The organism is Bacillus sp. VA15 (assembly GCF_055721145.1).
Window position 1 is genome coordinate 245,632 of the sequence record NZ_JBVQPQ010000007.1, and the last position, 20,633, is coordinate 266,264.

General features: G+C 44.0%; 23 protein-coding genes and 1 pseudogene. 20 read left to right on the forward strand and 4 right to left on the reverse strand.

Annotated elements, in window-relative coordinates; genetic code table 11:
• The first annotated feature begins 5 nt into the window (after positions 1 to 5).
• The 5 genes from AC0DBE_RS17905 to AC0DBE_RS17925 are packed head-to-tail and all read left to right on the forward strand — an operon-like array spanning position 6 to position 3,872.
• Positions 6 to 1,805 (forward strand): BppU family phage baseplate upper protein, encoded by a 1,800-nt coding sequence (locus AC0DBE_RS17905; RefSeq protein ID WP_472963126.1) that lies wholly within the window; start codon positions 6 to 8, stop codon positions 1,803 to 1,805.
• Positions 1,806 to 1,816: 11 nt separating this feature from the next.
• Entirely contained in the window at positions 1,817 to 2,182 is a 366-nt protein-coding gene (locus AC0DBE_RS17910; protein ID WP_213397097.1) for a hypothetical protein, read from the forward strand.
• On the forward strand, positions 2,183 to 2,368 hold the full coding sequence (locus tag AC0DBE_RS17915; RefSeq protein WP_151267867.1) for an XkdX family protein: 186 nt from the start codon (positions 2,183 to 2,185) through the stop codon (positions 2,366 to 2,368).
• A gap of 60 nt (positions 2,369 to 2,428) precedes the next feature.
• On the forward strand, positions 2,429 to 2,851 hold the full coding sequence (locus tag AC0DBE_RS17920) for a phage holin family protein (protein WP_041345135.1): 423 nt from the start codon (positions 2,429 to 2,431) through the stop codon (positions 2,849 to 2,851).
• A gap of 43 nt (positions 2,852 to 2,894) precedes the next feature.
• Positions 2,895 to 3,872, forward strand: a complete 978-nt coding sequence (locus tag AC0DBE_RS17925; protein WP_472963130.1) for an N-acetylmuramoyl-L-alanine amidase — start codon at positions 2,895 to 2,897, stop codon at positions 3,870 to 3,872.
• A gap of 74 nt (positions 3,873 to 3,946) precedes the next feature.
• On the opposite strand, the gene AC0DBE_RS17930 is transcribed toward AC0DBE_RS17925, so the two are convergent.
• A complete protein-coding gene (locus tag AC0DBE_RS17930) occupies positions 3,947 to 4,594 on the reverse strand; it encodes a hypothetical protein (RefSeq protein WP_472963133.1) in 648 nt (215 codons plus the stop codon).
• Positions 4,595 to 4,753: 159 nt separating this feature from the next.
• On the opposite strand from AC0DBE_RS17930, the gene AC0DBE_RS17935 reads away from it, so the two are divergent.
• Positions 4,754 to 5,077, forward strand: a complete 324-nt coding sequence (locus AC0DBE_RS17935) for a hypothetical protein (RefSeq protein ID WP_472963135.1) — start codon at positions 4,754 to 4,756, stop codon at positions 5,075 to 5,077.
• Positions 5,078 to 5,127: 50 nt separating this feature from the next.
• Here AC0DBE_RS17935 and AC0DBE_RS17940 read toward each other — a convergent pair whose 3' ends face one another.
• Positions 5,128 to 5,316, reverse strand: coding sequence for a hypothetical protein (locus tag AC0DBE_RS17940; protein ID WP_472963159.1), 189 nt, complete (start codon positions 5,314 to 5,316; stop codon positions 5,128 to 5,130).
• A 105-nt stretch (positions 5,317 to 5,421) separates the two neighbouring features.
• A complete protein-coding gene (locus AC0DBE_RS17945; protein ID WP_201449126.1) occupies positions 5,422 to 5,574 on the reverse strand; it encodes a hypothetical protein in 153 nt (50 codons plus the stop codon).
• A 376-nt stretch (positions 5,575 to 5,950) separates the two neighbouring features.
• Here AC0DBE_RS17945 and AC0DBE_RS17950 point away from each other — a divergent pair, with 376 nt between their 5' ends.
• The 8 genes and pseudogenes from AC0DBE_RS17950 to azoRB all read left to right on the forward strand — a co-directional run bounded on the left by AC0DBE_RS17950 (position 5,951) and on the right by azoRB (position 12,686).
• Positions 5,951 to 6,745, forward strand: a complete 795-nt coding sequence (locus tag AC0DBE_RS17950) for an SDR family NAD(P)-dependent oxidoreductase (RefSeq protein WP_372402034.1) — start codon at positions 5,951 to 5,953, stop codon at positions 6,743 to 6,745.
• A gap of 109 nt (positions 6,746 to 6,854) precedes the next feature.
• Positions 6,855 to 7,427, forward strand: coding sequence for a TetR/AcrR family transcriptional regulator (locus AC0DBE_RS17955; protein ID WP_014115166.1), 573 nt, complete (start codon positions 6,855 to 6,857; stop codon positions 7,425 to 7,427).
• Positions 7,424 to 7,783: a DMT family transporter gene (locus tag AC0DBE_RS17960; protein ID WP_014115165.1), complete on the forward strand. Its 360-nt coding sequence runs from the start codon at positions 7,424 to 7,426 to the stop codon at positions 7,781 to 7,783. Before AC0DBE_RS17955 ends, AC0DBE_RS17960 begins: the two co-directional genes overlap by 4 nt.
• Positions 7,780 to 8,176: pseudogene (locus AC0DBE_RS17965) on the forward strand (YvaD family protein). Before AC0DBE_RS17960 ends, AC0DBE_RS17965 begins: the two are co-directional and overlap by 4 nt.
• 99 nt (positions 8,177 to 8,275) lie before the next feature.
• Entirely contained in the window at positions 8,276 to 9,223 is a 948-nt protein-coding gene (locus AC0DBE_RS17970) for an EamA family transporter (protein ID WP_087987523.1), read from the forward strand.
• Positions 9,224 to 9,230: 7 nt separating this feature from the next.
• The gene (locus tag AC0DBE_RS17975) at positions 9,231 to 9,887 is read left to right on the forward strand and encodes a GntR family transcriptional regulator (protein WP_014115161.1); all 657 of its coding nucleotides are present in this window, start codon (positions 9,231 to 9,233) and stop codon (positions 9,885 to 9,887) included.
• A 105-nt stretch (positions 9,888 to 9,992) separates the two neighbouring features.
• The gene (locus tag AC0DBE_RS17980; protein WP_472963138.1) at positions 9,993 to 11,891 is read left to right on the forward strand and encodes an FUSC family protein; all 1,899 of its coding nucleotides are present in this window, start codon (positions 9,993 to 9,995) and stop codon (positions 11,889 to 11,891) included.
• Positions 11,892 to 12,050: 159 nt separating this feature from the next.
• Positions 12,051 to 12,686, forward strand: coding sequence for an FMN-dependent NADH-azoreductase AzoRB (azoRB, locus tag AC0DBE_RS17985; RefSeq protein ID WP_472963141.1), 636 nt, complete (start codon positions 12,051 to 12,053; stop codon positions 12,684 to 12,686).
• A gap of 37 nt (positions 12,687 to 12,723) precedes the next feature.
• Here azoRB and AC0DBE_RS17990 read toward each other — a convergent pair whose 3' ends face one another.
• Positions 12,724 to 13,800: an oxidoreductase gene (locus tag AC0DBE_RS17990; RefSeq protein ID WP_472963144.1), complete on the reverse strand. Its 1,077-nt coding sequence runs from the start codon at positions 13,798 to 13,800 to the stop codon at positions 12,724 to 12,726.
• 126 nt (positions 13,801 to 13,926) lie between these two features.
• On the opposite strand from AC0DBE_RS17990, the gene csoR reads away from it, so the two are divergent.
• The 6 genes from csoR (at position 13,927) to AC0DBE_RS18020 (ending at position 20,487) form a co-directional block, all read left to right on the forward strand.
• Positions 13,927 to 14,232: a copper-sensing transcriptional repressor CsoR gene (csoR, locus tag AC0DBE_RS17995; RefSeq protein WP_014115157.1), complete on the forward strand. Its 306-nt coding sequence runs from the start codon at positions 13,927 to 13,929 to the stop codon at positions 14,230 to 14,232.
• 74 nt (positions 14,233 to 14,306) lie between these two features.
• Positions 14,307 to 14,516, forward strand: coding sequence for a copper chaperone CopZ (copZ, locus tag AC0DBE_RS18000; RefSeq protein WP_014115156.1), 210 nt, complete (start codon positions 14,307 to 14,309; stop codon positions 14,514 to 14,516).
• Between the two features lie 83 nt (positions 14,517 to 14,599).
• Positions 14,600 to 17,011, forward strand: coding sequence for a copper-exporting P-type ATPase CopA (gene copA / locus AC0DBE_RS18005; RefSeq protein WP_472963146.1), 2,412 nt, complete (start codon positions 14,600 to 14,602; stop codon positions 17,009 to 17,011).
• A gap of 157 nt (positions 17,012 to 17,168) precedes the next feature.
• A complete protein-coding gene (locus AC0DBE_RS18010) occupies positions 17,169 to 19,277 on the forward strand; it encodes a heavy metal translocating P-type ATPase (RefSeq protein ID WP_472963149.1) in 2,109 nt (702 codons plus the stop codon).
• A gap of 120 nt (positions 19,278 to 19,397) precedes the next feature.
• The gene (gene bdbD, locus AC0DBE_RS18015; protein WP_072565263.1) at positions 19,398 to 20,066 is read left to right on the forward strand and encodes a disulfide bond formation protein BdbD; all 669 of its coding nucleotides are present in this window, start codon (positions 19,398 to 19,400) and stop codon (positions 20,064 to 20,066) included.
• Positions 20,067 to 20,070: 4 nt separating this feature from the next.
• Entirely contained in the window at positions 20,071 to 20,487 is a 417-nt protein-coding gene (locus tag AC0DBE_RS18020; protein WP_003235152.1) for a disulfide oxidoreductase, read from the forward strand.
• The last annotated feature ends 146 nt before the right edge of the window (positions 20,488 to 20,633 follow it).

Here is a 20,633-nt window from a genome sequence, read left to right on the forward strand (position 1 = left end):
AAAACATGATCTATAAAGATGCTGCGATTAGTGCCAATGTTGGCACTAGCACCGGCGCTTTCAGAACCACAAACATTAATTTCAGCACACAAGACATAGGGACGGCCAAATTGAGCTTTCATTTGTTCAAAAATGGCGTCCCTTTACCTTTGTCCGCAGTTACCGGAAAGCTTGTCATGTTAATGGCCGATGGGAGTAAGTTTATCAAAAATATAACGATTGTCGATAAGCAAAACGGCAAGGCTGAATACGTTTTGACAAGTGATGAGATTAAGCATTACGGCAGGGTTCAGGCGTCTCTCAATCTCTATTACAACAATAAACAATCGCTGGGAATCATTAAGTTTACTTTTGAAATCAATAAGGATTTAATCGACTCAGATATTGCGCCAAGTGCTGAGTATTATATTGATGACTTTGAGGACTTAAAGCAGTCTGTTGAGACAATTGTTGCTGACCTTCAAGAGAAATTTAAAGACTTGGATAATGTTGAGACAAAGGCCGGCGCACAGGAAAAAGCCGATGCTGTCCAGTCAAATTTAGACACTCATACAAGCGACAAAGCCAACCCTCACGGCGTTACAAAAAGCCAAGTAGGATTGGGGAATGTAGACAATGTGCAGCAAGCTCCTAAACAAGATTTTGACCTGCATGTATCGGATGCTATTAAGCACATTTCGACAGCTGAAAGGTCAAAATGGAACGGGGCACAAATGCACAAAATTACTCAAGATGATGGGAGAATCATTTATAAAAGTGCAACAGAAGCCACAGATTATAACGAAATAACTGATACAGGAATGTATTTAATATACAACAAAGGGCTAAATGGTCCCGGGCTGCCCTATGCCTTTCTCCTCGTGATGAGCTCAAAAAACACCCTTGTCCAAATTGCTTATGATGGATATAAGGGTGAACAAGTGCTTTTTAGACTGAGAAAAAACGATTCTATAACATGGACGGCATGGGTTGAATTAGAAAGTACTGTTGGTGCTCAAAAGAAAGTCGATGCTCACGCAAATAGAAAGGACAACCCACACGGCGTTACGAAAGCGCAAGTCGGCTTGGATAAAGTCGATAATGTGCAACAAGCCTCTTTAGCTGAATTTAACGCACATAACTACAATGCTATTCGCCATATCTCACAAAATGAGAGAGATAAATGGAACGGCGGCCAATTAACGAAAATCACAAATGATGATGGGGGTGTAGCTTTTGCAGTGAACGAAGGGGAAGACATGCTTCAGGCAATTGTAAATAGAGGTAGAAGTATGGGCACCTTTTATGCAAATGGAAAAGCAGTAAATTCTCCTTCTACCGCCTCTACAAGAGGGTTTTTTCAAATGACAAGCCAATCATCTGACGGTAAAGGCAACTATGGCTGGGTTTATGCGATGGACTACAGAAATAATGTCTTTACGAATTATTGGGATGGTAACACTGTCGGATGGCAGGGGTGGAAACGGCTCACTTCAAGTGCTGATTTTGAAAATGTAACATGGCAAAACGTCACGCTTAAAAACGGCGCAGCTACCGGTGACAGAGCGTTTCAGTATGTAAAGTGGGGCAATTTACTTCTTCTACGCGGACATATTACAGCTACTCGAGAAGTAGTTTGCGGAACAATTCCATCTGACAGATTACCGGCAAACGGTGCGGCCGTAATGGTCCCGGTTTCTGGTACTACGGGGTATAGTAAGTTATTTATTAATGCGAGTGGAGATATGAAGCTGACCGGTATTCACTCAAACAATGACAGCAATGTGACGGGTTACTACATGGATGCCGTTGTCGCTTTAAACTAAGGAGGATAAGAATGCTACAGGTTTATAGATATGGTGAAGATTTTAGATTTATTGAGCCGGTTGTGATTTATGAGACAGATGACATGGGTGACTATGTTATTCCGTCAGATTGTACAGCAGTTCCACCGCCAGACGATCCTTCTTTTTTCGAGCCACAATTCGACCCGGAAAAGCAAGAATGGGTTGAATCAGCAACACCAGAAGAGATTGAGGCAATTTTAAATGTTGGGGCATCCGAAGTGTCACCGGTAAGCCAATTAAAAGAACAAAACGCCTTGCTGCTCATGCAGCTGGCGGAAACGCAAAAACAATCGCAAGAGCAAGCCGAAACAATAGCGAGTCTATTAATGTCTTTGACTGAAAAAGGAGTGTTGTAAATGGAATGGTTCAAATGTATTCAATACTGCTACAGCTGGAAAGCTTACAACGACGAAGATGTTGCTAAATACGTAGAATTAGGCAAGATCACAGATATTCAATACAAAGAAATTACCGGAAAGGATTACCCGACTCCCAGCGACGCCCCTTCTGGGGAAACTAGCGAACCTGCTGGGGCTGAATAAAGAAGAATAAACGCTTAATAGGCGTTTTTATTTTTGCCTCTAAGGAGGTGATAACAAGAAATGGAGGAGACAACGGTGTTTATTAATTTCGAAACGTTGGATTTAGCGAGAGTATACCTGTTTGGGGGTGTGAAGTACCTTGATTTACTACTAGTTCTCAGTATTCTCGATGTAATAACGGGCGTAATCAAGGCTTGGAAATTCAAAAAGCTCCGCAGCCGTAGCGCATGGTTCGGTTATGTGCGTAAGATGCTCAGTTTTTTGGTGGTCATTGTAGCAAATATCGTAGATACAATCCTCAATCTGAACGGTGTCCTGACATTTGGAACCGTTCTTTTTTATATCGCCAATGAGGGGCTTTCCATTACGGAGAACCTTGCACAGATCGGCGTTAAGATTCCGGCTGCCATTACTGACCGGCTTCACGTAATTGAAAATGACAACGAACAAACAAATGAAAAAGATGAACAGGCTGCTGGGTAACCCGGCGGCTTTTTCTATATCAAAAATAAAGGAGAGAACACTTATGACAATCAAAGTGAAAAAGAATATTGTATCAGAAGCGAAATACGCTTTGAAATGCCCGAACTATATGGACGCTGAATACATCACCATCCACAATACAGCAAACGATGCGTCAGCTGCCAATGAGATCAGTTACATGATTGGAAACACCAGTTCAACAAGTTTCCACTTTGCCGTTGATGACAAAGAGGTTATTCAAGGGTTACCGTTAAATCGTAACGCATGGCATACAGGAGACGGCACAAACGGCACCGGGAACCGTAAATCTATCGGTGTTGAAATCTGCTACAGCGAGTCAGGAGGCGCTAAATATAAGGCTGCAGAAAAACTGGCAATCAAATTTGTGGCGCAGCTGCTTAAAGAGCGTGGCTGGGGAATCGATCGTGTCCGTAAGCATCAGGATTGGAACGGCAAGTATTGTCCGCACCGTATTTTGTCAGAGGGAAGATGGGACGAGGTTAAGGCTGCCATTGAAGCAGAATTGAAGGCTCTGGGCGGGAAAACAACTTCTAAACCGTCATCTTCTGCGCCTAAAGCTTCTGGGGGCACTTACATAGTCAAAAAAGGTGATACTCTTTCCGCAATTGCAAAAGAGCACGGGGTGAGTGTGGCGAACCTTCAGAGCTGGAATAACATAAAAGACCCGAATAAAATCACAGTTGGCCAAAAGATAAAGCTTGAAGGATCAAGCAATTCCAGCACTAAATCAAACAGTGAAAAAACGTCATATGCTCTGCCTTCCGGAGTTATTAAAGTGACAAGTCCGTTGACGAAAGGAACGAAGGTAAGACAAGTTCAAAATGCTCTGGCGTCTCTATATTTCTACCCGGACAAAGGGGCGAAGAATAACGGCATTGACGGCGTGTATGGTCCGAAAACAGCAAATGCAGTCAAGCGGTTCCAATCAGTAAATGGCCTGACTGCTGACGGCATTTATGGGCCTAAGACTAAAGCGAAAATTGAAAGGAAATTGAAATAAAAAGCATTTTGACTATGCACTTAATTACGTAAAGAGAATAAAATAAAAAGGGGTATCATAACCCCTTTTTGCTTTTAATATAAACGCAAACTACCGTTCCAAGTTTGTCCGATTTTAGCTCCAATCGTAAATCCTTTAATGTCTACACCGAGAACCATAGCCCCTACAACCTTAATTTTTGCAGTATCATTAGTTGTTTTGGTTTTAGTAATGTTATAGCTCTTTCCAGTTTGTTTCCACCAAGCTACGTTAAGGCCAGTAACATAAGAGTTAATACCTGACACTTTGGTGAACTGAGGCTTCTTATTTACAAACTTATATTGGTAATTAAACGCGATATTTTTCCAGCAAGCCATCCCTGTCATACCCCAACCTGTAAAAGGCGCCCACCAATTGATAACATGTGAGTCATTTATTTGTGGTTTTATTAGGGGAGTACCTTCACTAACATTAATAGTCTCTTCAAACTCTTGTGGTTGTTGAGCATCTTTAATAAACTCTTCAAAATCCTGAACTGAGTCAAACTTCAAAAAATCCTTTTTAGATGCAATTGAAAATTCTTCACTTGAGACATCCACTAATTCAAAACCAAGGTCCTTTTGTAACTCTTCCACTTGGTTCTTTGTTTCAGCAATCTCTTTTGTTGTGGATTCTGCGTTGGCTGAAGCAAAAGGAACCAAAGCCAAGCCAAGGGCAATGACTAAGACTAAAATCCTTTTCATACTTTCAACCTCCATTCAATTTAGTTCTTACAAACCAATTAAAACATATGAAAGTCCTAAAATCCATAAAAAACCAAAATATTTATATTTTTCAATAAGTTTATTTATTTGGATATGTTATAATTGCCGGGTAACATATAAGGGGAAGGGAGTGATTGCATGAAAAACCGATTGAAAAAATACAAGTTAGGTTTGATAAGCTTTCTGGTTCCACTTATTTCGATTTTTGTAATACCCTATGAGAAGGTTTCAGAATTGGGGTATGCTCTCGGTTTCCCTATTCAATTTGTGATTTATCGTAGCTATGATGGGTTTGTAGGAAATAGGTTTCTGTTATTTACTCCAACAGAATTCATAAAGACAGAGTTTAATGTTGTTAATTATTTAATTGCCGTTCTGATTGTTTATGTATTACTAAGGATCATCAAAAAAGTGATAACAGGGTTGAAAGCAACAAAACACAATCCTATTGAGGAAAGATAAAAAATTATCCTCATAAAAATAAGCCCAACTCATATATGAGTTGGGCTTTTTTAAATAATCCATATTTTCTTTTCCTTATCCCATGAAACAGCGCCTTTGCGGATCAGGCTTTTTGTGGCCTCTCGTATTTCTTGTTCGCTTTTCCCAGTCTTTCTTTTCAGTTCTGGAAGAGTCGGATTCTTTCCGTAAAGCCGCATGTTAACAAAAATCTGATATAACTTGCGTTCGAAATCTGTCATGGTCATCCGTGTCACGCCTACCTAATTGCATCCATACCAACAGGCGGATCAAATTTAATATTCTCCATTTTTTCAATCCCCTTTCATAATGAAATGCTGCAGAGTTTATTTGAACAAGCTTCTCATAAGTTTATTCGTCGCCTTTCCTGCGGCACGGCGAGCAAGCCGTTTTCCGAGTGTACCGTTCTTAGCTGCATTTACGTCACCTAGAATTTTAGCCGATTTATAAAGAGCTGATCTAATTTTATTAATGTTCATACGCATCACCCTTTTTGTTATTGAATCTATTATAACTGACTAGCTAGTTGCGGTAACATTTTGGTAACAAAAACATAAAAAAATAGTTTTAACGATCATTTTTCAACATACCGAAAAGGCTTATATATCAGCGTTTTGTAACACTTTTAAAACATAACCATACCAAGGTAATAGACTCCCACCGTCTCCATACATACTGACAATAAAGCAGAACCTCTTAAGGGGTTCTGCTTTATTTTTTCTCCAGATCACAGGCACCAAAAAGTGCGTACTTCCATTTCAATCCCAGCTGTTTCATACTGATTCCAGAGCAGATGTTTAGACCAATCAGATTTCTGTCAATAAATAAGAGGAATCAAAAACGGAGGGATGAAGAATGAAGCTGAATTTACAAGGAAAAACCGCACTGGTGACCGGTTCGACATCGGGGATCGGGAAAGCCATTGCCTCTTCGTTAGCTGAAGAAGGCGCGGCAGTGATTATTAACGGACGCCGGGAAGAGATAGTGAATCAGACGATAGAAGAATTGAAAACACAACATTCTGAAGCGGTTCTTTATCCGGCTGCATATGATTTGGGAACAGAAGAAGGCTGTAATGAGCTGTTTCAGGCATATCCAGAGGTTGATATTTTGGTCAACAATTTAGGGATTTTTGAACCGGCGGAGTACTTTGATATTCCTGATGATGAATGGTTTCGTTTTTTTGAAGTGAACATTATGAGCGGGGTAAGGCTGACACGCAAATATTTGCACAACATGATAGAGAAAAAAGAAGGGCGTGTGATTTTCATTGCCAGTGAAGCGGCGATTATGCCGTCACAGGAAATGGCCCATTACAGTGCGACAAAAACGATGCAGCTGTCCATTTCCCGCAGTTTGGCGGAGCTGGCAACCGGCACGAATGTCACGGTCAACACCGTCATGCCGGGCTCTACCTTAACAGAGGGTGTGGAAACAATGCTGAATTCGCTTTATCCTGGTGAAAACCTGACTGTTCAAGAAGCTGAGGCACGTTTTATGAAAGAAAACCGGCCGACATCCATTATTCAAAGACTGATCCGTCCGGAAGAAATCGCCCACTTCGTTACATTTTTAAGTAGTCCGCTTTCCTCTGCGATCAATGGCGCGGCACTTCGGGCGGACGGCGGTTTGGTCCGCAGTGTCTTTTAAACCTCTCCTTTTGGGAGGTTTTTTTATATGATGTTGATTTCCATAAATTGCTGTCGTATAATTTTGGTACCAACATAGTTTTTTTAGTACCGGAAGCGAGGGGATTGATTTGGAAAAAAGAATTCTTGAGGAAACCATCCGGCTGATCAGGCAGAAAGGATTTTCATTTACGATGAATGATTTGGCGGCAGCGCTGGGAACGAGCAAGCGGACGCTCTATGCGCATTATTCATCAAAAGACAAACTTGCGGAAGCGGTTGTCGAGCAATTTATCGCAGAGATGAAGCAAATGGAAAGAGACATTTATGAGAATGAAAGTTTAGATGTGCTTGAAAAAGTGAAAAAAATGCTGATCGGTCTTCCGCAGGGAATGGAACTTCTGAACATGGGATTATTAAGTGAACTGAAGAAATACCATTACGAAGCGTGGCTTACATTAGATACGTTTATTAAGGAAGAATGGACGGTTGTCCTAGAGTTATTAAACGAGTGCAAACAGCAAAAAAGAATCAGAAACATCAACCCGGACTTGTTTGTTCATATGTATATAGGAAGCATCAACCAAGTGTATGACCCTGAATATCCGCTCAAACATCAATTCACGACAGGAGAGGTTCTTGAATCAATTGTAGATGTATTGTTTAACGGCATAACAGCTGATGAGGAGGTTGATGCGACGTGAATTGGGTGTTTCTATGCTTAGCGATTCTGTTTGAAGTTGCCGGGACGGTCAGCATGAAGCTATCGTCAGGTTTTACAAAGCTTACTCCCAGCGTGCTGTTGATTTTCTTTTATGGCGGCAGTCTTTTCTTTCTGACGCTTACACTAAAATCCATTGATGTATCTGTTGCTTATGCTGTATGGTCAGGGATGGGAATTGTCCTGATTACAGTCGTTGGTTTTTTGTTTTTTCAAGAACATGTTAGTGTCATGAAACTCATTTCAATTGGATTGATTATTGCCGGTGTTGTGTCTTTAAATCTGATCGAGCATGCTGCGGTGTCTGAGCCGGTACATAAAAGCGGGCAGTACAAATGAGATATATGAAACTGTTTTTTCTCGTGACTGATATCGGTTTTATCTTGTACTGGCTGTCAGCCGGGTTTTCACTGATACCGGAAAGCTGGGCTTTTAAACACCATGACCATCCGTTTATGATCGCCTGGAACTGGTCTTTTTTCCCGCTGGATAATCTCTTTAACAGGGTTGTACAGCTTGTACTTACATCGGGTGAATCGTGCTGACTGGAAGCTGATGGCGCTGATTTCACTTGTGCTGACCTGTTGTTCAGGCCTTCAGGCGATTTCATTCTGGACATTCAGCAGGGACTTTGATCTTGTTTGGTGGCTGTTTAACGGATATCTGTTAATTTATCCTTTATTTTTTATTCATCTTCTCTTAAAGGAGAGTAATGCAACAAAGCAGTGCTGACAGGCACTGTTTTTATGTTTGTAAAAAACCTTTGTTTTCTGAAAAATGAAACGATATAATATGTAATATATTGCATATTACCTGTCAGGAGGATGTACGTTGGCGACTCAAAAACAACGGATGTACGGATTTTTTATGGTCATTGTTGGAGCTGCTTTTTGGGGATTATCGGGAACTGTTGCCCAGCATTTGTTTGAAACAAGTGATGTGTCGGTAGAGTGGCTTGTCACCGTGCGTTTGCTTTTATCTGGCTTGCTTTTGCTGATGATCATATCTGCCGGTAAAAACAGACGTGCTGTGTGGGAGATATGGAAAGATCAAAAATCGGCTATCCAGCTGATTGTTTTCGGGATTGTCGGCATGCTGGGCGTTCAGTATACATTTTTAGCTTCAATCGGAACTGGAAATGCAGCTGTAGCTACGCTTCTTCAGTACTTGGCACCCGTTATGATTGTGCTGTTTATGCTTGTGACACGGAAGAATTCCTTTCAGTCTGCAGATATTTGCGCACTTGTGCTGGCTATGGGAGGCACTTTTTTATTGCTGACCAATGGAAGTATTAATAATTTAACTGTCTCGCCTTTGTCTGTCATATGGGGCTTGCTTTCTGCTGCGGCTCTTGCCTTTTATACGCTGTACTCCAGTTCTCTCTTGAAAAAATGGGGATCTGCTCTCGTGATTGGCTGGGGAATGCTGATCGGAGGCATTGGCATGAGCTTTATCCATCCCCCATGGGACGTTGATGTACAGGGATGGACGATTTCTGAGAACGTATCAGTCGGTTTTATTGTCATTTTCGGAACGCTATTGGGTTTTTATATGTATTTGACAAGCTTGAAATACTTATTTCCGCAAGAAGCGAGCATGCTTGGGTGCTCTGAGCCGGTTGCGGCAGTGGCATCCTCCATTCTGTGGCTCGGTGTGTCCTTTGGATTATATCAAGCGGCAGGAGCAGCATGTATTTTGGTAATGATTTTTGTTTTATCGCAAAAGAAGAGTGCCGGCAAATCGGCGACGTTAAGAAAACAAACCAATATTCAGAGGTGATGCTTTTATGCCAATCCCGTCAAATACCCCGAAGCCTGTCAGGCAGACAGCTAAAACGATTGCATTGGAACAAATTCAAAAATGGATCGTGGAAGGCATTCTTGCTCCTGGAGAAAAAATCAATGACGACGAGTTAGCGAAAGCGCTTGGCGTCAGCAGAACGCCAGTCAGAGAAGCTCTGCAATTATTGGCAGTACAAGGCTTTGTTGAAATGTCACCGGGGAAAGAAACAAGAATTTCACAAATTGAAAAAAACGATGTTTTCAAGGTGTATCCGCCAATGGCGGCTCTGCAATCCACCGCTGCCGAACTAGCTATTGAAAACATTCAGTCATCCCACTTGGAGGAGATGGCGGCGATCAATCAGCAAATGAAGGCGGCTATTGACCGAAATGAAATCTATGAAGTGCTTGGGCTTGATAAAACGTTTCATGATGTCATGATTGATGCGGCCGATAATGAATATATTCGCAATTTCACATCTGTTCTTCATATGCATATTCTTCGGCTCGAATATCTTTTTTTCAAATCGCCGCAAAATTCGATTGAAGAGCATGAACAAATCATTCAGGCATGTAAGGAGAAGGATCGAAAAAAAGCGGCCGAGCTGACGTACAGCAACTGGATCAAGCCAATTCAGGATATTGCGAATAAATTGATGTAAGACAGGCAGAGACGGTACGGTCTCTGCTTTTTTAACGTTTTTGGGGCATACTATAGCGGATAAACGGGAAGAGTTCTACACATTCATTGAAAAGGATTTTGTCATATGAACAAGACTGCTGAGAACAATCAAAGAACCATGCCAAGCATCGTGAAAGATGCCTTTCGCATTCATGCACATCCCTTTCCATGGAAAAAGGCAATCGGATCAGGCATCGCTTCGGGGTTTCCTGTGCTGATCGGCGCATTGGCGGGTCACACGGATTACGGTTTAACTGCCAGCATCGGGGGCTTTGTTTATTTATATGCGGGCGGTGAATCGTATAAAAAGCGCGCTTTGAAGCTGCTCTTGGTTTCCATTGGGATCGCCCTTTCATTTGGATTAGGCACACTTTTGTCCGATACGGTTTGGATGATGGCGGCTGTTCTGGCGCTGATCGGTGCAGCGGCGATGTTTATTTTTAGCGCGCTCGGTATACAAGGCCCTGCGCCGATGTTTTTTGTCCTTGCTTTTTTAGTTAGCTCAGGGCTGCCGGCCGACCCTTCACAAGCGCTGTTTAGAGCGGGATTGACGTTTCTCGGCGGCATTTTCGCCATGAGTATCGCCTTAATCGGGTGGTTATGGAACAAACATGGACCGGAGGAGGCAGTGCTGCAAAAAACATACCATCAGCTGGCAGCATGTCTTTCGGCCGTCGGGACGTCAGGCTTTCATAACGCGCAGCATCAGACGGTGCTCATGCTCAGAACAGCTCGTCAAACGGTTCTCGGCAAGGGGAACAGGCGGAAAAAATCACAGCATGATGAACGATTTTTCCGCCTGCTCGAAAAAGCTGACGACATATTCCTTGCCATCATTCATTTTTCAGCTGAAACGCCAGACGGAGAGAAGGCACAGATTGAAAAGGCACTCCGCCAAACCGGAGATATGTTTGGGCATGCCCGTGTTTCCAGTGCATTTCAGATTAACGAGAATGAATCAGAGCCAAGCCGGAAGCTGTTTGGAGAAATCAATGAGGCTTTGCATATCGCTTTAGGGCGGTTTGATAAGCAGCTGGACGGGGAACCGAGCCGCCTGCCATCCTCTTTCTACTTTTTGAGAAATGCCTTTGACTGGCAGTCTCCCGTTTTGATACGGTCGTTAAAGTACGGGATTGTGCTGTTTGCCGCCGATATGTTTGCCCTTACATTCGGTTTTGCACGCTCCTATTGGATTCCGCTTTCGGCAGCAGCGGTCATGCTTGGCACTACTGTTGTCTTTACGCTTCACAGGGCCATTCAGCGTTCGGCCGGAACTGTGATCGGTGTGGGGCTGGCAGGCGCAATCCTGTTTGTTAAACCGGGCGGTGTTTATATTGCGTTATGTATTGCAGCGCTGCAATGTCTTCTTGAGATGCTGATTGTCCGCAATTATGCGCTGGCCGTGCCTTTTTTGACCGCAAATGCGCTTGTCATTACAGAAAGCATGCATGGCGGCGCGGACGTCGGTTATTTTATGATAGCGAGGCTGACGGATGTAGCTGTTGGCAGCGTGATCGGACTATTGGGAACGATGCTTTTGTGGAGGCGGTTTTCAACGAAGCGGCTGCCTGAACTGATGCGGGACGTAATCCGGATGGAAGGGCTGTTTATGGAGAAACTGTTAACCGGGCAGAAAGCAGATGAACACAAGTTAAGGGTGAGCCTGGTCAGGCTTCGGGATGCGTATGACAAGGCACTTGGGGAATTTCCCAATACTCATGCGGATGCGCTTTGGCCTGCCATTTCCGGTGCTCAGCACTTAGGGTATTATTTGCTCTCGGCACAAGCCCATCATCGACCGCCTGCTCCGTTTTCTGAAGAAGAGATGAAGCAGCTAAGGGCATTTTTTGAACAGGCTGAACAATCCGCTTTGATGAAAAGGATGCCGGCGGACATACAAGTACCGAATGTTCCTTATTATCCGCGGATCAGCAAGGAGCTCTCCGCACTGTATTCCGGCTTGCGGACCGCTTTTGAAAAGTGAACAGTTTGGAAGAGTTAAATAATCTTTAATTCGAGATATTTTACTTGAAAGTAATTTTTGTTGTCTCTATAATAAAGCGTAAGAGAGAAAGAATAATGGCAGTGCATCTGTATGATAATAATTGATGTGTGATTTTTAAAAACGAAAGGGCTGGTTAAAATGGCAAAAGTATTGTATATCACTGCTCACCCGCATGATGAAGCAACTTCTTACAGTATGGCAACAGGTAAAGTATTCATTGAATCTTACAAAGAAGCGAATCCAAATGATGAAGTTGTACATATTGATTTGTACAATGAAGACATCCCGCACATTGACGCAGATGTATTCAGCGGCTGGGGCAAGCTTCAATCAGGAACAGGCTTTGAAGAGCTTTCTGAAAGCGAAAAAGCAAAAGTCGGCCGTCTGGGAGAGCTTAGCGATCAATTTGTATCTGCCGATAAGTACGTATTCGTTACTCCTTTATGGAATTTCTCATTCCCGCCAGTAATGAAAGCGTATCTTGATTCTGTTGCAGTTGCAGGAAAATCATTCAAATACACTGAACAAGGACCTGTCGGATTGTTAACTGATAAAAAAGCGATTCATATCCAAGCACGCGGCGGCTACTATTCAGAGGGTCCTGCGGCTGAAATGGAAATGGGCCACCGCTACATCGGCATCATGATGAACTTCTTCGGTGTACCATCCTTCGAGGGCATTTTCGTAGAGGGACATAATGCGGAGCCTGATAAAGCACAGCAAATTAAAGAAGACGCGATTGCGCGTGCGAAAGAAGCAGGAAAAACATTTTAATGAAAAAGCCTCCCCTAATTAATGGGGGGGCTTTTATTTAGTGCTCCAGCATAATGGTTCGTTTCTCTTCACTGCTTTTCATCGCGGCTTCAATGATGCGGATGACATCAATACCTTCCTCAGCGGTGACTGGCAGCGCTGCGCCTTCCCGTATGCTTTCCGCTATTTTGCGGTAATAGGTAAGGTAGGAGCCATTTACTGATGGGATGGTTTCTGTTTTTTTGTCCGTGCCATGAACGGTTGTCAGCTGTCCATAATACTCCGGATCATCCGCGCCCCAGCTGTCATCCTCCGGTTTTCTTCCCGCTCTGAGTGCGTCTTCCTGTCCGTCGATTCCGTATTTTATAAAACTGGAATGCTGTCCGTGGATTTGATAACGAGGGCCGTTTGCCGGAACGATCGATCCTCCGTATAGAATGGCTTGGAGCTTGCCATAATCTAGAGTTAAATGAAAATAGTCAACTGTTTCGGCATTTTCACGCTGGGCCATCACGTTTGCAGTAACGGCTTTAGGCATCCCGAACAAATGCAGGGCTTGGTCAATGACGTGGGAGCCGAGATCATACAGTGTACCAGTGGCAACGCCTTCTTTTTCCCGCCACCGTGCTTGAACCTCAGGTCTGTAGCGGTCATAGGAGACTTGATATGTATTGATATCTTCAAGCGATCCGTCAGCGATCAGCTTTTTAATCGTTAAAAAGTCGTTATCCCAGCGTCGGTTATGATATACGCTTAACAATACACCTTTTTCATCAGCAGCCTTCTTTAATTTCTCCCCCTCTTCGGTCGTTGCTGTCATCGGTTTTTCCATCACAACATGTTTTCCGGCCTGTATGCATGCCATAGCATGCTCGTAATGAAGGCCGCTCGGGGTGGTGATAATGACAAGCTCAATGGCCGGGTCATTTGTGATTTCCTCAAGCTCATGCACAACTTCAGCATCCGGGAAATCCCGTTTCACTTCTTCTGTCCGCGATGTCATGACTTTGCTGATGTGATACTCATCCAGAACAGCAAGCAGCGGTGCGTGAAACACAGAACCAGAAAGTCCGTATCCTAATATTCCAACCTTTATCGTATCCACTTTTCTTCTCCCCTTTAAAAGCGTTTTCACAAGAAGTATATACCCTCCTGATTAAATGGTAAAACCTAACTGATTCATTTTTTGCCGCGGCATGCTTAGACAACAGTTTGGACAATCAGTATAATGGGAATTAATATAAGGAACAGAGGTGTACGTATGGAGAAACATAACGAACATAAAGCATTAAACCATAAAAGCTCGAAAGAAAAGGATCAAATCACAAACCGGCTGAAGCGGATAGAGGGCCAAGTCAGAGGCATTCAAAATATGGTGGAAAACGATAGATATTGTGTAGATATTCTTGTGCAGATTTCGGCTGTTCAGGCGGCAATGAAAAATGTGGCGCTTCACTTGCTTGAGGACCACGCCCATCATTGTGTAGCAGATGCAATCAAAAGTGGAGACGGGGAACAGGCCATTTCTGAGCTTTTGGACGTATTTAAAAAGTTCACAAAATCATAAAGTCTTTTTTTATTGTAATACCCTACGGGGGTATGGTAGGATGAAAACAGAAAGAATAAACAGGAGGAATTCATATGGAACAAAAAACATTGCAAGTTGAAGGAATGTCTTGTCAGCACTGCGTCAAAGCAGTGGAAACGAGCGTGGGAGAACTGGATGGCGTCAGTGCTGTTCATGTCAACCTAGAAGCGGGAAAAGTCGATGTTTCGTTTGATGCTGACAAAGTATCAGTCAAAGACATTACGGATGCGATAGAAGATCAAGGCTATGATGTAGCCGATTGATTCAAGGTATCGCGCCTTTATGAAGGCGCGATATTTCTTTCATTTTTATATACCCCCCGGGTGTATATAAAGGAGTGAGTATGTTGAGTGAACAAAAGGAAATCGCGATGCAGGTATCTGGGATGACCTGTGCGGCATGTGCATCCAGAATTGAAAAAGGCCTCAAGCGGATGCCGGGTGTCACAGATGCCAATGTCAATCTGGCAACCGAAACGTCAAATGTCATCTTCGATCCTGCTGAAACAGGGGCTGCAGCGATTCAGGAAAAAATTGAAAAGCTGGGCTATCACGTTATAACAGAAAAAGCTGAATTCGATATTGAAGGCATGACCTGTGCGGCCTGCGCAAATCGGATTGAAAAGCGGCTTAACAAAATAGAAGGCGTCACCAATGCTCCTGTAAACTTCGCTCTAGAAACCGTTACAATCGAGTACAATCCAAAAGAAACGTCTGTCACCGATTTCAAAGAAGTGGTAGATAAGCTGGGATATAAGCTTCAGCCCAAGGGCGATGAGGAACGTGAAGCAGCAGCTTCTAAAAAGAAAGAAGAACGGAAGCAAACGGCGAGACTGATTTTTTCAGCGGTTCTGTCATTCCCATTGCTTTGGGCGATGGTGAGCCATTTTACGTTTACATCGTTCATTTGGGTGCCGGATATTTTCCTCAATCCGTGGATGCAGTTTGCGCTGGCGACACCAGTCCAGTTTCTGATCGGATGGCCGTTTTATGCGGGGGCGTATAAGGCGCTCAGAAATAAGAGCGCCAATATGGATGTATTGGTTGCGCTTGGAACGTCGGCTGCTTACGCTTACAGTCTTTATCTTACGATTCAAAGCGTTGGTTCCCATGGGCATACAGATGGTCTTTACTATGAAACAAGCGCAATTTTGCTGACGTTGATTTTATTAGGCAAGCTGTTTGAAACAAAAGCAAAGGGCCGTTCTTCGGATGCCATTAAAAAGTTGATGAAGCTTCAAGCGAAAACAGCGACTGTCGTAAGAGACGGACAGGAGCAAATCATTCCAATTGATGAAGTGCTTGTCAATGACATTGTTTACGTCAAACCGGGCGAACGAATTCCTGTCGACGGAGAAGTAGTTGAAGGCCGCTCGGCAGTAGATGAATCGATGATTACAGGAGAAAGTCTTCCTGTTGACAAAAATCCAGGTGACAGCGTGACAGGTGCAACCGTCAACTCAAACGGCTTCCTGAAAATCAAAGCTGTCAACGTTGGAAAGGATACGGCACTTTCTCATATCATCAAAATTGTCGAGGAAGCACAAGGATCAAAAGCGCCGATCCAGCGTCTCGCTGATCAGATTTCCGGCATATTTGTACCCATCGTATTGGGGATTGCCGTTCTCACTTTCCTCATTTGGTATCTTTGGGCGGCTCCCGGCGATTTTGCCGAAGCGATCAGTAAGTTTATTGCCGTTCTCGTCATTGCCTGCCCGTGCGCCTTGGGCCTTGCCACTCCGACGAGCATTATGGCTGGATCTGGGCGCGCTGCTGAATTCGGGATCCTTTTTAAGGGCGGCGAGCATTTAGAAAAAGCACATCATCTCGATACGATTGTTCTCGATAAAACCGGAACTGTGACAAACGGGAAGCCGCGACTGACAGATGCCATTCCGTTCGGCCGTTTTGAAGAAACAGATCTGCTTCAATTTGCGGCGGCAGCTGAATTGGGATCGGAGCATCCGCTCGGTGAAGCGATTGTTGCCGGCGTGAAAGAAAAAGGGCTTGAGATACCGAAGATGACCCGCTTTGAAGCAAAAATCGGCGCAGGCATTTTGGCTGAAGCCGGAGGAAAAACCATTCTCATTGGCACAAGAAAGTTAATGGAGAGCGAACAGGTTGAGTATGGAGCCCTTCTCGCCCAAATGGAAGAACTTGAGGCAGAAGGGAAAACAGTTATGCTTGTCTCCATTGATGGTGAAGCCGCGGGCCTTGTAGCGGTTGCCGATACGATAAAAGACACGTCACGGGCGGCAGTAGCCCGTCTGAAAGAGTTGGGCCTGGATGTCATCATGATGACAGGAGACAACCGCAGAACCGCTGAAGCCATCGCCAGGGAAGCGGGGATTACGAGTGTCATTGCGGAAGTCCTTCCTGAACAAAAGGCAGCAGAAATTTCCCGCTTGCAAAAAGAAGGCCGCCAGACGGCCATGGTAGGCGATGGAATTAACGATGCGCCGGCGCTTGCCACTGCCGATATCGGCATGGCGATTGGAACAGGCACGGACATTGCTATGGAAACAGCAGACATTACGTTGATTCGCGGCGACCTGAACAGCATTGCCGACGCAATCCGCATGAGCAGACTGACAATGAAAAACATTAAACAAAACTTATTCTGGGCGCTTGGCTATAACAGCCTCGGCATCCCAATCGCGGCGCTCGGATTTTTAGCGCCATGGATAGCGGGAGCAGCAATGGCGTTCAGTTCCGTTTCCGTTGTTCTGAATGCGCTGCGTCTGCAGAAAGTAAAATAAAAACCGGCTATATGCCGGTTTTTGTTTTACATTGACACTTTCTTGGAAAACGACATATAATAGATGTAAGCAATATATGAGTATGTGCTCATATATAAAAACAATACCAACACTCATTGATACGCTTTGAAGAGGGAACCCTAAATCGGAAGGTAAGGTGAGACTAGTGAAACAGGAATACGTTCTGGACGGTTTGGATTGCAGCAATTGTGCTCAAAAAATCGAAAATGGAGTCAAAGGCATAAAAGGCATTGACGGATGCGCGGTAAATTTTGCGGCAAGCACCTTAACTGTCTCAGCCGATGGGAAAGAAGAGCAATGGGTCACCAATAAAGTGGAGAAAAAAGTAAAATCAATCGATCCGCATGTAACGGTTCGTCAAAAGCATAAAAAGAAATCAGCTGATGACGGCTATCGTAATCGAATGATCAATATGCTGATCAGAATGGCAGCGGCTGTCATTCTCGGGGCAGCGGCATATTTGGTTCATCCCGAAACAATCGAATTTTTCCTTTTTCTCGCTGCCTATTTGATCATTGGCGGTGACATTATCATCCGTGCAGTCAAAAACATCAGCCGCGGTCAGGTATTTGATGAGCATTTCTTAATGGCTCTTGCCACGATCGGCGCTTTTCTGATTCAGCAATACCCTGAAGGCGTCGCGGTTATGCTGTTTTATCAAATCGGTGAGCTTTTTCAAGGAGCCGCTGTCAGCCGGTCCAGAAAATCAATCAGTGCGTTAATGGACATCCGGCCTGATTACGCCAATGTCAAAACAGAGAACGGCATCGAACAGGTTTCTCCGGAGGACGTAAAAACAGGAGACATCATTGTAGTCAATCCGGGAGAAAGCATACCCCTTGACGGTAAGGTCGTGCAGGGATCAGCGATGGTTGATACGTCTGCTTTGACAGGTGAGTCCGTTCCGAGAAAAGCTGCAGAAGGACAAGATGTGATGTCAGGCTTCATCAATCAAAACGGCGTTCTGCATATTGAAGTCACAAAGGGCTACCAAGAGTCTGCAGTATCAAAAATATTAGACTTGGTTCAGAATGCGAGCAGCCGTAAAGCCCGGACAGAAAGCTTTATCACGAAGTTTGCTAAGTATTATACACCTGCTGTTGTAATCATCGCGGTATTGCTGGCCTTTGTCCCGCCGCTTGTTCTTCCTGGCGCCGTACTTTCTGATTGGGTGTACCGCGCACTTATTTTCTTAGTGATTTCTTGTCCATGTGCGCTTGTTGTCTCTATTCCTCTTGGTTTCTTCGGCGGAATCGGAGCAGCCTCAAAGGCGGGAGTACTTGTGAAGGGAAGCAATTATTTAGAAGCCTTGAATCAAGTCAAATACGCTGTGTTTGATAAAACAGGAACATTAACAAAAGGCAGCTTTGAAGTGACAGAAATCAAACCTGCTGAAGGATTTACAAAGGAAAGTTTACTTGAAGCGGCGGCATATGCTGAGCTTCATTCCCAGCATCCGATTGCCGAATCTGTGCGTAAAGCTTACGGGAAAATGCTCTCCTCTGACGCAATAGAGTCATATGAGGAAATATCCGGCCACGGCATTTTTGCAAAAGTAAATGGAACAGAAATCCTTGCTGGAAATAAAAAGCTCATGGAAAGAGAACAGATTGAGAGCGTCCCGGATGAATATGCCGGAACAATCGTACACATTGCTGTTGATCAACGCTATGCCGGAGCAATCATCATAGCGGATGAAGTAAAAGAAGATGCAGCACAGGCGATTGCTGATCTGAAATCGTTTGGAATCAAACAGACAGTTATGCTGACAGGTGATTCGAAACAAACGGGAGAAGCCGTCGGAAAACAGCTTGGCATCGACGAGGTATATGCGGAGCTGCTGCCGCAGGATAAAGTCGCACGGGTCGAAGCATTAGAAGCCAAGCTTTCGCCAAATGAAAAACTCATTTTTGTTGGTGACGGCATCAATGATACACCGGTGCTTGCGCGCGCAGATATCGGAGCGGCCATGGGCGGCCTTGGCTCAGACGCCGCGGTAGAAGCCGCAGACGTCGTGCTGATGACAGATCAGCCGTCAAAAATAGCAGAAGCGATTCGGATTGCGAAACGGACACGGCGAATCGTGTGGCAAAACATCGGCTTTGCTTTAGGTGTGAAAGCGATCTTTCTCATTCTTGGAGCATTTGGAATTGCAACCATGTGGGAAGCGGTTTTCTCAGATGTCGGCGTTACACTGCTCGCTGTGGCAAACGCGATGCGCGTCATGCGTCTCGAAAACAGATAAATTGTCGGAGAGAATTCATTTTTTCGGGGTTTTCTTATAGGCACTTGTCTTGTTAAAATAAAGAAGTGGGTCTATTGCGATCCGCTTCTTTTTTTAATTTTAAAACGATGAGGTGTCGGAGTGAAAAAGAAACAGCAGTCTTCTGCGAAATTCGCGGTCATCCTTACGGTAGTGGTTGTTGTCTTGCTAGCAGCCATTGTCATCATTAATAACAAAACGGAACAAGGCAATGAAGCGGTTTCCGGACAGCCGTCTATCAAAGGCCAGCCTGTGCTTGGCAAGGATGATGCGCCGGTAACTGTAGTAGAATTCGGAGATTACAAATGTCCGTCTTGCAAGGTGTTTAACAGTGACATCTTTCCAAAAATACAAAAAGACTTTATTGATAAGGGCGACGTGAAATTTTCCTTCGTGAACGTCATGTTCCATGGAAAAGGTTCGAGATTAGCGGCTCTTGCATCAGAAGAAGTATGGAAAGAAGATCCTGACTCTTTCTGGGCATTCCATGAAAAGCTGTTCGAAAAACAGCCGGACACAGAACAGGAATGGGTAACCCCAGCCGTTCTCGGTGATCTTGCCAAAAGCACCACAAAGGTAAAACCTGAGACGCTCAAGGACAATCTTGATAAGGAAACATTTGCTTCTCAAGTGGAAAAGGACTCAGACCTTAATCAAAAAATGAACGTAAACGCAACACCGACGATTTACGTAAATGATAAAGTGATCAAAAATTTTGCGGATTATAATGAAATCAAAGAAACGATAGAAAAAGAGCTGAAAGGGAAGTAATCATATGAAAAATAGAATTGTATTTTTATATGCTTCCTGGGTTGTGGCTCTTGTCGCTATGCTGGGCAGCCTGTATTTCAGTGAAATCAGAAAGTTCATTCCATGTGAACTGTGCTGGTACCAGCGTATCCTCATGTATCCGCTCGTTCTGATTTTAGGCATTGCCACCTTTCAAGGGGATACACGCGTGAAAAAATATGTGCTCCCGATGGCGATTATCGGAGCATTTATTTCGATCATGCACTACTTAGAGCAAAAAGTGCCCGGCTTTACCGGTATTAAGCCGTGTGTAAGCGGTGTGCCGTGCTCAGGCCAATATATTAACTGGTTTGGTTTTATTACCATTCCATTCCTGGCCCTGATTGCTTTTATCCTGATTATTGTATTTATGTGTCTGCTGAAAGGCGAAAAATCTGAATAACAAAAAAGCGCCCGCGTATGGGACTGACCCCATAAGATGAGACAAATAAAAACACCTTCAAGTTTGAAAACGGATGATTGTTATCCGAAATTAGACTTGGAGGTGTTTTTTCTATGAGGACAAGAGTGAGTTATCCGGTTGAAGTG

Coding starts and splice junctions, on each gene's coding strand:
- AC0DBE_RS18020 (WP_003235152.1), top strand. CDS start 20,071: ATGAAAAATAGAATTGTATTTTTATATGCTTCCTGGGTTGTGGCTCTT.
- AC0DBE_RS17920 (WP_041345135.1), top strand. CDS start 2,429: ATGGAGGAGACAACGGTGTTTATTAATTTCGAAACGTTGGATTTAGCG.
- AC0DBE_RS17975 (WP_014115161.1), top strand. CDS start 9,231: ATGCCAATCCCGTCAAATACCCCGAAGCCTGTCAGGCAGACAGCTAAA.
- copZ (WP_014115156.1), top strand. CDS start 14,307: ATGGAACAAAAAACATTGCAAGTTGAAGGAATGTCTTGTCAGCACTGC.
- AC0DBE_RS17905 (WP_472963126.1), top strand. CDS start 6: ATGATCTATAAAGATGCTGCGATTAGTGCCAATGTTGGCACTAGCACC.
- AC0DBE_RS17910 (WP_213397097.1), top strand. CDS start 1,817: ATGCTACAGGTTTATAGATATGGTGAAGATTTTAGATTTATTGAGCCG.
- csoR (WP_014115157.1), top strand. CDS start 13,927: ATGGAGAAACATAACGAACATAAAGCATTAAACCATAAAAGCTCGAAA.
- azoRB (WP_472963141.1), top strand. CDS start 12,051: ATGGCAAAAGTATTGTATATCACTGCTCACCCGCATGATGAAGCAACT.
- AC0DBE_RS17950 (WP_372402034.1), top strand. CDS start 5,951: ATGAAGCTGAATTTACAAGGAAAAACCGCACTGGTGACCGGTTCGACA.
- AC0DBE_RS17945 (WP_201449126.1), bottom strand. CDS start 5,574: ATGAACATTAATAAAATTAGATCAGCTCTTTATAAATCGGCTAAAATT.
- AC0DBE_RS17980 (WP_472963138.1), top strand. CDS start 9,993: ATGAACAAGACTGCTGAGAACAATCAAAGAACCATGCCAAGCATCGTG.
- AC0DBE_RS17940 (WP_472963159.1), bottom strand. CDS start 5,316: ATGACAGATTTCGAACGCAAGTTATATCAGATTTTTGTTAACATGCGG.
- AC0DBE_RS17925 (WP_472963130.1), top strand. CDS start 2,895: ATGACAATCAAAGTGAAAAAGAATATTGTATCAGAAGCGAAATACGCT.
- AC0DBE_RS17935 (WP_472963135.1), top strand. CDS start 4,754: ATGAAAAACCGATTGAAAAAATACAAGTTAGGTTTGATAAGCTTTCTG.
- AC0DBE_RS17930 (WP_472963133.1), bottom strand. CDS start 4,594: ATGAAAAGGATTTTAGTCTTAGTCATTGCCCTTGGCTTGGCTTTGGTT.
- AC0DBE_RS17915 (WP_151267867.1), top strand. CDS start 2,183: ATGGAATGGTTCAAATGTATTCAATACTGCTACAGCTGGAAAGCTTAC.